The organism is Pseudomonas sp. KT_2_4 (assembly GCF_041410225.1).
Classification (GTDB): Bacteria; Pseudomonadota; Gammaproteobacteria; order Pseudomonadales; family Pseudomonadaceae; genus Aquipseudomonas; species Aquipseudomonas paracarnis.
In genome coordinates this window covers 1471432-1482924 of the sequence record NZ_CP166962.1, presented here as the reverse complement: position 1 = coordinate 1482924, position 11493 = coordinate 1471432, and the positions used below count along the sequence as shown (strand labels likewise).

The following is an 11493-nucleotide window of genomic DNA, read 5'->3' as shown; positions in this document are numbered from 1 at the left end:
GCGGGGCTTCAGAATGACCGCGTTGCCCTGAGGTTCTTCGCGAGCAAGCTCGCTCCTACAGGCTACATGCGGAACACGCCGAAGCGGCTCGGCTCGATGGGGGCGTTCAGTGCGGCGGACAAGGCCAGGGCCAGCACGTCACGGGTCTGCAGCGGGTCGATCACGCCGTCATCCCACAAGCGCGCGCTGGAGTAGTAGGGGTGGCCCTGGGTTTCATACTGGTCGAGGATCGGCTGCTTGATCGCGTCTTCCTCCTCGGCACTGAAACCGTTGCTGGCGCGCTCAGCCTGTTCGCGCTTGACCTGCACCAACACCCCGGCGGCCTGCTCGGCCCCCATCACGCCAATGCGTGCGTTGGGCCACATCCACAAAAAGCGCGGGTCATAGGCGCGGCCACACATCCCATAGTTACCCGCACCAAAGCTGCCGCCGATGATCACGGTGAATTTCGGCACCTTGGCGCACGCCACGGCGGTGACCAGCTTGGCGCCGTGCTTGGCAATGCCGCCGGCTTCGTACTTCTGGCCGACCATAAAGCCGGTGATGTTTTGCAGGAACAGCAGCGGAATCCCGCGCTGGCAGGCCAGTTCGATAAAGTGCGCGCCTTTTTGCGCGGCTTCGGCGAAGAGGATGCCGTTGTTGGCCAGGATCGCTATCGGGTAGCCATGCAAGTGCGCAAAGCCGCACACCAGGGTCGTGCCGAACAGGGCCTTGAACTCATCGAATACCGAGCCGTCCACCAGTCGTGCGATGACTTCGCGCACATCAAAGGGTTGCTTGGCATCCGCCGGGATCACGCCGTACAACTCTTCGCTGCTGTACAGCGGCGCCACCGGCGGGCGTTGCAGCAGCTCACCCTGCTTGCGCCAATTGAGGTTGGCCACGCTGCGCCGCGCCAGCGCCAGGGCGTGTTCATCGCTGTCGGCATAGTGGTCGGCCACGCCCGAGACCTTGCAGTGCACATCGGCACCGCCCAGGTCTTCGGCGCTCACCACTTCACCGGTGGCGGCCTTCACCAGCGGCGGGCCGGCGAGGAAGATGGTGGCTTGCTGGCGCACCATGATCGCTTCGTCGGCCATGGCCGGCACGTAGGCGCCGCCGGCGGTGCACGAGCCCATCACCACGGCAATCTGGGGAATGCCCTGGGCGCTCATATTGGCCTGGTTGAAGAAGATCCGCCCGAAGTGCTCGCGGTCGGGGAACACCTCGTCCTGGCGCGGCAGGTTGGCGCCGCCGGAGTCCACCAGGTAGATGCACGGCAGGCGGTTCTGCTCGGCGATGGTCTGGGCGCGCAGGTGCTTTTTGACGGTCAGCGGGTAATAGGAGCCGCCTTTGACCGTGGCATCGTTGGCCACGATCATGCATTCGACGCCTTCCACCCGGCCGATGCCGGCAATCACCCCGGCAGCCGGGACGTCTTCGCCATACACCTGGTGGGCGGCCAGTTGGCTCAGCTCGAGAAACGGTGAGCCCGGGTCGAGCAAACGGTTGATACGCTCGCGGGGTAACAGTTTGCCGCGTGAGGTGTGGCGTTCCTGGGCCTTGGCGCCGCCACCTTGATGGACATGGGCGAGCAGGCTGTGCAGGGCGTCGACCTGTTCAAGCATCGCCGCGCGGTTGGCGGAAAATTCCGCAGAACGCGGGTTGAGCTGGGTGTGCAGGGTGGCCATGGGCGTGCTCCTTCAGCGGGTTTCGTTGAACAGTTCGCGACCGATCAACATCCGCCGAATCTCACTGGTGCCCGCACCAATTTCGTAGAGCTTGGCGTCACGCAACAGGCGCCCGGCGGGGAATTCGTTGATATAGCCATTGCCGCCCAGAATCTGGATCGCATCCAGGGCCATTTGCGTGGCGCGCTCGGCGCTGTAGAGGATCACGCCCGCGGCGTCCTTGCGCGTGGTCTCGCCACGCTCGCACGCCTGGGCCACCGCGTAGAGGTAGGCGCGGCTGGCGTTGAGTTGGGTGTACATGTCGGCGACCTTGCCCTGGATCAACTGGAATTCGCCGATGCTCTGGCCGAACTGCTTGCGGTCGTGGATGTAGGGCACGATCAAGTCCATGCATGCCTGCATGATCCCGGTAGGCCCTCCGGTGAGCACCACGCGCTCGTAGTCCAGGCCGCTCATCAACACTTTCACGCCGCCATTGAGCACGCCGAGGATGTTTTCTTCGGGTACCTCGACGTCGTCGAAAAACAGCTCGCAGGTGTTGGAGCCGCGCATGCCCAGCTTGTCGAATTTATTGCTGCGGCTGAAGCCTTTCCAGTCGCGCTCGACGATGAAGGCGGTGATGCCGTGGGGGCCTTTTTCCAGGTCGGTCTTGGCGTAGATCACATAGGTATGGGCGTCCGGGCCGTTGGTGATCCAGGTCTTGCTGCCATTGAGTACGTAATGGTCGCCGCGCTTGTCGGCGCGCAGTTTCATCGACACCACGTCGGAACCGGCATTCGGCTCGCTCATGGCCAGGGCGCCGATGTGCTCGCCGCTGATCAGCTTGGGCAGGTACTTGAGTTTTTGTGCGTGGTTGCCGTTGCGGTTGATCTGGTTGACGCACAGGTTGGAGTGCGCCCCGTAGGACAACGCCACCGAGGCCGAGCCACGGCTGATTTCTTCCATGCTCACCACATGGGCCAGGTAACCCAGGCCGGCACCGCCGTATTCCTCGGGCACGGTGATGCCCAGCAGGCCCATGTCGCCGAACTTGCGCCACAGGTCGGCGGGGAACAGGTTGTCGATGTCGATCTGGGCCGCGCGCGGTGCGATCTCCTTGGCCACGAAGGACTGCACCTGGTCGCGCAGCATGTCGATGGTCTCGCCGAGGGCGAAGTTCAGGGACGGGTAACTCATGGACAGGCACCTTAATGTGAGCTTTGTTGTTGTGTGGGCGGGGCGCGGGAGGAGGGCGCTCACCTTTACGTTAACGTAAGCTTGCGTTACGGCGCTGTCAATCGTAGTTTACGTATACGTCAACCTACAAAAAAGATAACAGGGGTCGTTATGGATCAACTGCACCCGAGCTACAGCCGTGGCTCCCAGGACAAGACCTTGCTGGCCATGACCATTGGCCAGGCATTCGATCACACCGTTGCGCAGTATCCAGATGGCGAAGCCTTGGTGGTGCGCCACCAGCAGCGGCGCTACACCTGGCGGCAGCTGGCCGAGACGGTTGAGCTACACGCCCGCGCGTTCCTCGCCCTGGGTATGCAAACCGGTGACCGCCTGGGTATCTGGGCGCCTAACTGTGCCGAGTGGCTGATCTGCCAAGTGGCAAGCGCCAAGCTCGGGGTGATCCTGGTCAATATCAACCCGGCCTATCGCAGCAGCGAATTGGACTACGTGCTCAAACAATCCGGCTGTCAATGGCTGGTGTGCGCCGGCTCGTTCAAAAGCTCCGATTACCACGCCATGCTCCAGGCGCTGAAGCCCGAGCTGCGCGGCCTTCTCAGCCTGGACCCCAGCCCGCCGCCTGAATTCATGCCCTGGTCGCAGTTGGCGGCCCTTGGCGCAGGCGTGCCGCCCGAGCAACTGCAAAGCCGTCAGGCCAGCCTGCATTTCGATCAACCCGTGAATATCCAGTACACCTCCGGCACCACTGGCTTCCCCAAGGGCGCCACCCTCAGTCACCACAACATCCTCAATAACGGTTACATGGTCGGTGAAAGCCTGGGCCTGACGGCAGGGGACCGCCTGGTGATCCCAGTGCCGCTGTACCACTGCTTCGGCATGGTCATGGGCAATCTCGGTTGTATCACCCACGGCACCACCATGATCTACCCCAATGACGGCTTCGACCCGTTGCTGACGCTGAGCGCCGTCGCCGAAGAACAAGCCACCGGCTTATATGGCGTGCCGACTATGTTTATCGCGCTGCTCGATCACCCACGCCGGGCCGAGTTCGAGGTGTCCAGCCTGCGCACCGGGATCATGGCCGGGGCGACATGCCCGATCGAGGTGATGCGTCGGGTCATCCATGAGCTGCACATGGCAGAGGTGCAGATTGCCTATGGCATGACTGAAACCAGCCCGGTGTCGCTGCAGACCGGCGCAGATGACGATATCGAACGGCGTGTCACCACGGTGGGCCGCACCCAACCGCAACTGGAAACCAAGATTGTCGACGAGGCCGGTAACACCGTGGCCCGTGGCGTGATCGGTGAACTGTGCACCCGGGGCTACAGCGTGATGCTGGGTTACTGGAACAACCCTGAAGGCACTCGTGAGGCCATCGACGATGCCGGCTGGATGCATACCGGTGACCTGGCGACCATGGATGAGGAGGGTTACGTGTGCATTGCCGGGCGTAACAAGGACATGATCATTCGTGGGGGGGAGAACGTTTACCCGCGGGAGCTGGAAGAGTTTTTCTTTACTCACCCGGCGGTGGCGGACGTGCAGATCGTTGGCATCCCGGATGAGCGTTATGGCGAAGAGATTGTTGCCTGGATCAAGTTCCATCCCGGTCAGGTGGCCAATGAGTTGGAGTTGTTGAGCTGGTGCAAGGACCGCATCGCCCATTTCAAGACGCCCAGGTATTTCAAGATCGTGGATGAGTTTCCGATGACGGTGACGGGCAAGATTCAGAAATTTCGGATGCGCGAGATTTCCATCCAGGAGCTGCAAGCGCGCTGACAACGTCAAACCCCTGTGGGAGCTGGCTTGCCTGCGATGGCGGCCTGACTGCCGGCCCACATCTACCTGATACCCCGCGAACCTGCTGTGCCACCCAAATAGTGAAACCCAGAAAGCACAAAGGGGACCCGAAGGTCCCCTTTAATTTGTCGTTGCGTGCTCTTTTCTTATTATTGAGGGGCGGCCTGTTGTTGTTTTTGGTAGCCGTGGCCCGTACCGCTTTTTTTGGCGACCCCCATCCGGGGTCAAGAGCAAACGTATTTTTTTGAACGCTGACCTGCTTCTTCGTAAACGATCCAACCAGTGGGTAGCTACCTGAGGTAGTTTTATTTTTCTCTATCCGGTTGCGGGTTGCGGCATGCCGTACCCTGGGAAGCACATCTTCTCCAAAAAAATCTGTTAGCTGCGTCTCTGCCGTGTTGTTTTTGTTATGTCAGAGTCGTTTCGTCTTATTTTTATTAGGTTTGGCGCTTTTTATTCTTGTTATGCCATAGAGATAGCAGAAGGCGTGCCAACTTTTTAAAAGCCTTTAAAATCAACGAGTTGGTTTTTTGTCAGTATTTTCTTTCAGTTTGCACGGCGGATTTTGTTCCCGCGTTACCCGTTATGCCGGGAAGCGGTAACACATTCTCACAGCTGTGCTACTCACCTGCGTTACGCACCTTCGCCACGCGGGAACCCGTAGGCCGTCCCAGCACCTGGCTGATCTGCTGGCCGGCGCCAATCAAGCGTTCCAGGTCGATGCCCGTGTCGATGCCCAGGCCGTTGAGCAGGTACAGCACGTCCTCGGTGGCGACGTTACCGCTGGCGCCTTTGGCGTAAGGGCAGCCGCCCAGGCCTGCGATTGAGCTGTCGAACACCGTGATGCCTTCCAGCAGGCTGGCGTAGATGTTAGCGATGGCCTGCCCGTAGGTGTCATGGAAATGCCCGGCCAGCTTGTCCCGTGGCACTTGGGCGCCGACCACTTCGAACAGGCGCCGGGTAGCGCCCGCCGTGCCGGTACCGATGGTGTCGCCCAGGGACACTTCATAGCAGCCCATGGCATACAGCTCGCGGGCGACGGCCGCCACTTGCTCCGGGGCGATCTCGCCTTCATAGGGGCAACCCAGCACACAGGACACATAACCGCGCACGCTGACGCCGTGCTGCTTGGCGGCGGCCATGATCGGTGCGAAGCGCTCCAGGCTTTCGCTGATGGAACAATTGATATTGCGCTGGGAGAACGCCTCGGACGCCGCCGCAAACACCGCGACTTCCTTGACCCCGGCCGCCAGCGCATCCTCGAACCCGCGCAGGTTCGGTGCCAGTGCGCCATAGGTCACGCCGGGCTTGCGCTGGATCTGCGCAAACACTTCGGCTGAACCTGCCATTTGCGGCACCCATTTGGGCGAGACAAAACTACCGACTTCGATATAGCTCAAGCCAGCGGCGCTCAACGCGTCTACCAATCGGACTTTATCCGCCACGCTGATGGGCTGGGCTTCGTTCTGCAAACCGTCGCGCGGGCCGACTTCAACCAGGCGTACGTGGGAGGGGAGGGACATGGCAGTTACCTTCTGTTCAATGGCCGGCTTGGCTGATGGTCTGCGCCAGGGCCTGGGTGCAACGCTCTTCAGCGGTGTCCAGTTCCAGCTTCATCTGTTCGATATCCAGCAGTTGTTGTTCCAGCTGTTCACGGCGTTCGGCGATCTTGGCCAGCATGCTGTTGAGTTGGATCTGGTTGCCGCCGGTGGGGTCGTAGAGTTCGATCAGTTCGCGGCATTCGGCCAGGGAGAAGCCGATGCGCTTGCCACGCAGGATCAGCTTGAGGCTGACCTTGTCCCGCGCCGAGTAAATGCGCTCCTGGCCCCGACGTTCGGGGGCCAGCAGGCCTTGTTCTTCATAGAAACGAATGGCGCGGGTGGTGATGTCGAGCTCGCGGGCGAGGTCGGAGATGCTGTAGGTGGTGCTCATGGCGGTGCTCAAGGAAGTCTTGGCGCTAAGCTAATTGCAGGTTGACGTAAACGTCAAGGCTGCTGGGCTTTCTTTTCCTGGGCCGTCACCTGCTGGCACAACTCGATCATCTGTTCACGCATCCAGCGGTTCGCCGGGTCCTGGTCGGTGCTTTCGTGCCAGTACAAATGGGTTTCCACCGGCGGCACGTTGTTGACCGGCAAATGGAACCAGTGCAGTTCATGACGGCGAGCGAAACGCTCGGGCACGGTCATCACCATGTCGGTCTGTTGCAGCACCTGGGAGGCCATCAGGTAATGCTGGGAACGCAGGGCGATCTTGCGCTGAATGCCCATCTTGCCCAAGGCCAGGTCCACATAGCCCAAACCGTTGCGGCGGCTGGAAATATGGATATGGGTCAGCGACAGGTAATCATCCAGCGTGAATTTATCCTTGCCCGCCATCGGGTGGCCCTTGCGCATGGCACACACGTAGCGGTCTTCCATCAGCTTGACGTGACGCACCTGCGGGTCGGTATTGAGCGGCGCATCCACGGCAAAATCCAGGCGCCCGGCGGCCAGTTCCTTGGTGGTTTCGCGGCGTTTGGACAGGAAACTCTCGATCACCACGGTCGGCGCCAGGCGACGCAGGCGCTGGAACAGCAGCGGCAGGATCACGGCCTCGGTCAGGTCGGTCATGCTGATGCGGTAGGTCTTGGCCGCCTGCTGCGGGTTGAAGATGCGGCTTTCCTGCACCGACACGCGCAACAACGACAACGCATTGCGCACCGGGCCGATAATATTCTGCGCCATGGGCGTGGGCACCATGCCTTGGGCGGTGCGCACGAACAGCGGGTCGTTGAAGGTCTCGCGCAACCGTGCCAGGGCGTTGGACACCGCCGGCTGGGTGATACCGACGATCTGCCCGGCGCGGGTCAGGTTGGCTTCGGTGTAGATCGCATCAAAGACGATGAAGAGGTTGAGATCGACCTTGCTCAGATTCATTTCGTTGCGCTCTTATTGTGAGGTGCTCATACGCCGATCATATATCGGTGATGAATGTTAATACACGGCGAGAATAGGCTAGGTAAATTATGAGCGCTGTTCTAGCATCGAATGCATGACCTAAACAACCTCTCAAAGAAGGGAGCTGCTCATGGATTTCGCCTATTCGCCCAAGGTTCAGGAACTGCGTGAACGCGTCACTGCGTTCATGGACGCTTATGTCTACCCAGCCGAACCGGTGTTCGAACGCCAAGTCAGCGAAGGTGATCGCTGGCAGCCCACGGCAATCATGGAAGAGCTCAAGGCCAAGGCGAAGGCCGAGGGCTTGTGGAACCTGTTCCTGCCGGAATCCGAACTGGGCGCCGGCCTGAGCAACCTGGAATACGCACCCTTGGCGGAAATCATGGGCCGCTCGTTGCTGGGCCCGGAGCCATTCAACTGCTCCGCTCCCGACACCGGCAATATGGAAGTGCTGGTGCGCTACGCCAACGAAGAACAGAAGCAGCGTTGGCTCGAACCCTTGCTGCGCGGCGAGATTCGCTCGGCTTTTGCCATGACCGAACCGGACGTGGCGTCCTCGGACGCCACCAACATGGCCGCCCGCGCCGAACGCCAGGGCGACGAGTGGGTGATCAACGGCAAGAAGTGGTGGACCTCCGGCGCCTGCGACCCGCGCTGCAAGATCCTGATCTTCATGGGCCTGAGCAACCCCGATGCACCGCGTCACCAGCAGCACTCGATGATCCTGGTGCCGGTCGATACCCCAGGTGTGAAAATCCTGCGGCCGCTGCCGGTATTCGGTTACGACGATGCGCCCCACGGCCATGCCGAAGTGCTGTTCGACAATGTGCGCGTGCCTTATGAAAACGTGTTGCTGGGCGAAGGCCGTGGCTTCGAGATCGCCCAGGGCCGCCTTGGCCCAGGCCGCATTCACCACTGCATGCGTTCGGTCGGCATGGCCGAACGCGCATTGGAATTGATGTGCAAGCGCTCGGTCAGTCGCACCGCCTTCGGCAAGCCCTTGGCGCGATTGGGCGGCAATATCGACAAGATCGCCGACTCACGCATGGAAATTGACATGGCGCGCCTGTTGACCTTGAAAGCGGCGTACATGATGGACACCGTGGGTAACAAAGTGGCGAAAAGCGAAATCGCCCAGATCAAGGTGGTGGCGCCGAATGTGGCCTTGAAGGTCATCGACCGCGCGATCCAGATGCACGGCGGCGCCGGGGTGTCCAATGATTTTCCGCTGGCCTATATGTACGCCATGCAACGCACCCTGCGCCTGGCCGACGGCCCGGACGAAGTGCACCGTGCGGCGATTGGCAAGTTCGAGATTGGCAAATATGTGCCGCGGGAATTGATGCGCGGCGGGCAGTAACACCGCGTCGCCGATGAGCGTTCCCACGCTCTGCGTGGGAACGCCTCCCGTGACGCTCTGCGTCCCTCTCAAGAGCGGACGCGGAGCGTCCAGAGCGGCATTCCCACGCGGAGCGTGGGAACGATCTTCAACGATCTTCAGTACACCCAAACCTCCACTCGCCGATTCTTGATCCGGCCTTCATCCGCAGTATTGGCCGCCACCGGCATCTGCGCGCCAAACCCGCGAATATCCTTGAGCACCACGCCGCTCTTGACCAGCTCTCGGCGCACTGCCATCGCCCGCAACTTCGATAGCAGCGCCGCACGTTGCGGATCATTCTTGGTATCGCCAAACCCCACCAGCGTCACCTGTTTATTCAGCTTGCCGTGGCTTCTGATATAGGCGACCACCCGCTGCACATCCTGGCGCGCTTTATTGTCGAGGCTGGCGCTGCCCTCGTCGAAGCGAAAATTCACCGTCAGGCGCTGAGCGTCTCGGGCGATGGCCTGGTAATCGTCGGGCATCGGCGGGCGCGGCGCGACACCGATCGCTTGCACCTGCTGGGCGATGAAGCCATTGGCAGCCACAATCGCCTGGCCCTTGCTGCCTTGGGAAAACTCCACCAACGCCTTGGCCCATGGGTTGCGGGAAGAGGGCGGCAAGTAGAAGAACAGCCGACGTGACAGCGGGTAATCCTCGGTGGCGATCAGGCTGGTCAGCGGCAACATCGGTTGCGAGTCGCCGTCGACAATCGCCACCGCCTTGGCCTGGCGCACAGAGGGCAGGCCGATAAAACCGATGCCCTGGGGGTCCTGGCTCACCGCATCGGACAGCTGTTCGCTGGATTCAAAGCGCTTGGCCGAGGGTGCAAGCGGTTTGCCGCGGCGGCTCAGCACCAGTTCGCGGAAGGTGTCGAAGGTGCCGGATTGATCATCCCGGGCATATAAATGAATGGGCCCGCCTGTACCTCCCAGCGCCTCCCAGGTGCTGACCTCGCCGTTGAAGATCTGCGCCAATTGCTCGGTGTTGAGGCTATTGAGCGGGTTGCGCGGGTTGACGATGATTGCCAGGCCATCAATGGCGATCACATGCTCGGCGCCTGGGCTTTTCAAGTCCCCCAGGGGATCGAGGTCCACCAGCTCGCTGTCTTTGATCGGGCGGGACGCTGCGGCGAGGTCGGCGCGGTTGTTTTTCAGCGCCGCAAAGCCGGTGCTGGAACCGTGGGCCGCGACCTCGATCGTGACCGTCTGGCCTTGGCGTGTCTTGCCGACCACGCGCTGCTCATTCACCCCGGCACCCGGTTCAGCACGCACATCCTGCAAGCCCTGATACTCCATCAAGCCTTTGACCAGCGCCGGGCCGAGTGCCGCGCCGATGGTGTTGGAGCCCTGGATGCGCAGGGCCGGGCCTTGGTCGGGAATGGACAGAGGGGCCGCCACGGCGGGGAGTGCGATTGCAAAACACAGGAACAGAACGCGCAGCATCATGCCGGCACCTTCTCAAGCCAAGGGAGTGCCGGGAGATTAAGTCAGTTGGATTGCAGTCATATGACCAACACAACACAAATCAACTGTGGGAGCTGGCTTGCCTGCGAAAGCGTTAGTGCAGCAGCAGGTGCGGTGACTGACACACCGCCTTCGCGGGCAAGCCCGCTCCCACATTCAGATCTTCACCAAGCCAACTGTCAGCTCAGTTCCAACCAGATCGGCGCATGGTCCGACGGTTTCTCCAGCCCACGCAAATCATAATCCACCCCGGCGTCCTTGACCCGTGGCACCAACCCGGTGGACGCCAAGATCACGTCGATGCGCAGCCCGCGCTTGGGCTCGTCCTCAAAGCCACGGCTGCGGTAATCGAACCAACTGAAACGGTCGGTCACGTCCGGGTTGAGGTGGCGGAAGCTGTCGACCAGGCCCCAGTTCTTCAAGCGTGCCATCCACTCGCGTTCTTCCGGCAGGAAGCTGCACTTGCCGGTTTTCAGCCAGCGCTTGGCGTTGTCGGCGCCAATGCCGATGTCGCAGTCCTCTGGGGAAATGTTCACGTCGCCCATCACCACCAGTGCCTGGTCATTGCTGAACTGGGTTTCCAGCAAGTGCTGCAAGTCTGCATAGAAGCGCTTTTTGGCCGGGAACTTGGTTGGGTGGTCGCGGCTTTCGCCCTGGGGGAAGTAGCCGTTCATGATGGTCACTGGGTGGCCGTTTTCATCGGCGAAGGTGCCCCAGATAAACCGGCGTTGGGCATCTTCTTCATCGCTGGCAAAACCTTTGTGCATGCTCAAGGCCGGCTGGCGCGAGAGCAGCGCCACGCCGTAATGGCCTTTCTGCCCGTGGTAGTACACGTGATAACCCAGGGCCTGCACTTCAGCCAACGGGAACTGATCATCGTGGACCTTGGTTTCCTGCAAACCGATCACGTCCGGTTGATGCTTTTCAATCAGCGCCGCCAACTGATGAGGGCGAGCACGCAGCCCGTTGATATTGAAGGAGACGATTTTCATGGTCGGCAGTCCAGTCTGGCAAAAGGGCGATGCTAGCCGACAAGTCGGACGGGGGCCAGCGTGGCGGTA

The 11493-nt window shown here is 61.1% G+C and carries 9 protein-coding genes; 2 read left to right on the top strand and 7 right to left on the bottom strand.

All coding sequences use genetic code 11. From position 1 onward, the window contains the following. Positions 1-62: 62 nt before the first annotated feature. Both AB9N64_RS06520 and AB9N64_RS06515 read right to left on the bottom strand, forming a co-directional pair. On the bottom strand, positions 63-1670 hold the full coding sequence (locus AB9N64_RS06520) for a carboxyl transferase domain-containing protein (RefSeq protein ID WP_333959433.1): 1608 nt from the start codon (positions 1668-1670) through the stop codon (positions 63-65). Positions 1671-1682: 12 nt separating this feature from the next. Continuing rightward, on the bottom strand, positions 1683-2846 hold the full coding sequence (locus tag AB9N64_RS06515; protein WP_371360063.1) for an isovaleryl-CoA dehydrogenase: 1164 nt from the start codon (positions 2844-2846) through the stop codon (positions 1683-1685). Positions 2847-2996: 150 nt separating this feature from the next. Between AB9N64_RS06515 and AB9N64_RS06510 the strand changes: the two genes are divergently transcribed. Then, complete coding sequence (locus tag AB9N64_RS06510; RefSeq protein WP_019819446.1) at positions 2997-4628, top strand: AMP-binding protein; 1632 nt, start codon at positions 2997-2999, stop codon at positions 4626-4628. 641 nt (positions 4629-5269) lie between these two features. Here AB9N64_RS06510 and AB9N64_RS06505 read toward each other — a convergent pair. Genes AB9N64_RS06505 through AB9N64_RS06495 form a run of 3 tightly spaced genes read right to left on the bottom strand, consistent with a single transcriptional unit; the run spans position 5270 to position 7564 of the window. Continuing rightward, the gene (locus AB9N64_RS06505) at positions 5270-6172 is read right to left on the bottom strand and encodes a hydroxymethylglutaryl-CoA lyase (protein ID WP_014718953.1); all 903 of its coding nucleotides are present in this window, start codon (positions 6170-6172) and stop codon (positions 5270-5272) included. Between the two features lie 16 nt (positions 6173-6188). Then, entirely contained in the window at positions 6189-6581 is a 393-nt protein-coding gene (locus tag AB9N64_RS06500; protein WP_003192195.1) for a MerR family DNA-binding transcriptional regulator, read from the bottom strand. A gap of 53 nt (positions 6582-6634) precedes the next feature. Then, positions 6635-7564: a LysR family transcriptional regulator gene (locus tag AB9N64_RS06495; RefSeq protein WP_014718952.1), complete on the bottom strand. Its 930-nt coding sequence runs from the start codon at positions 7562-7564 to the stop codon at positions 6635-6637. Positions 7565-7715: 151 nt separating this feature from the next. Here AB9N64_RS06495 and AB9N64_RS06490 point away from each other — a divergent pair, with 151 nt between their 5' ends. Continuing rightward, entirely contained in the window at positions 7716-8945 is a 1230-nt protein-coding gene (locus AB9N64_RS06490; RefSeq protein ID WP_014718951.1) for an acyl-CoA dehydrogenase, read from the top strand. Positions 8946-9082: 137 nt separating this feature from the next. On the opposite strand, the gene AB9N64_RS06485 is transcribed toward AB9N64_RS06490, so the two are convergent. Both AB9N64_RS06485 and xthA read right to left on the bottom strand, forming a co-directional pair. Then, a complete protein-coding gene (locus tag AB9N64_RS06485) occupies positions 9083-10414 on the bottom strand; it encodes a substrate-binding domain-containing protein (RefSeq protein ID WP_371360062.1) in 1332 nt (443 codons plus the stop codon). A gap of 197 nt (positions 10415-10611) precedes the next feature. After that, positions 10612-11424: an exodeoxyribonuclease III gene (gene xthA / locus AB9N64_RS06480; RefSeq protein WP_333959431.1), complete on the bottom strand. Its 813-nt coding sequence runs from the start codon at positions 11422-11424 to the stop codon at positions 10612-10614. Between the last annotated feature and the right edge of the window lie 69 nt (positions 11425-11493).

Bases quoted from the DNA above. Each gene is read 5' to 3' on its own strand.
- AB9N64_RS06515 (WP_371360063.1), bottom strand. From the start codon at position 2,846: ATGAGTTACCCGTCCCTGAACTTCGCCCTCGGCGAGACCATCGACATG.
- AB9N64_RS06495 (WP_014718952.1), bottom strand. From the start codon at position 7,564: ATGAATCTGAGCAAGGTCGATCTCAACCTCTTCATCGTCTTTGATGCG.
- AB9N64_RS06500 (WP_003192195.1), bottom strand. From the start codon at position 6,581: ATGAGCACCACCTACAGCATCTCCGACCTCGCCCGCGAGCTCGACATC.
- AB9N64_RS06510 (WP_019819446.1), top strand. From the start codon at position 2,997: ATGGATCAACTGCACCCGAGCTACAGCCGTGGCTCCCAGGACAAGACC.
- AB9N64_RS06485 (WP_371360062.1), bottom strand. From the start codon at position 10,414: ATGATGCTGCGCGTTCTGTTCCTGTGTTTTGCAATCGCACTCCCCGCC.
- AB9N64_RS06520 (WP_333959433.1), bottom strand. From the start codon at position 1,670: ATGGCCACCCTGCACACCCAGCTCAACCCGCGTTCTGCGGAATTTTCC.
- AB9N64_RS06505 (WP_014718953.1), bottom strand. From the start codon at position 6,172: ATGTCCCTCCCCTCCCACGTACGCCTGGTTGAAGTCGGCCCGCGCGAC.
- xthA (WP_333959431.1), bottom strand. From the start codon at position 11,424: ATGAAAATCGTCTCCTTCAATATCAACGGGCTGCGTGCTCGCCCTCAT.
- AB9N64_RS06490 (WP_014718951.1), top strand. From the start codon at position 7,716: ATGGATTTCGCCTATTCGCCCAAGGTTCAGGAACTGCGTGAACGCGTC.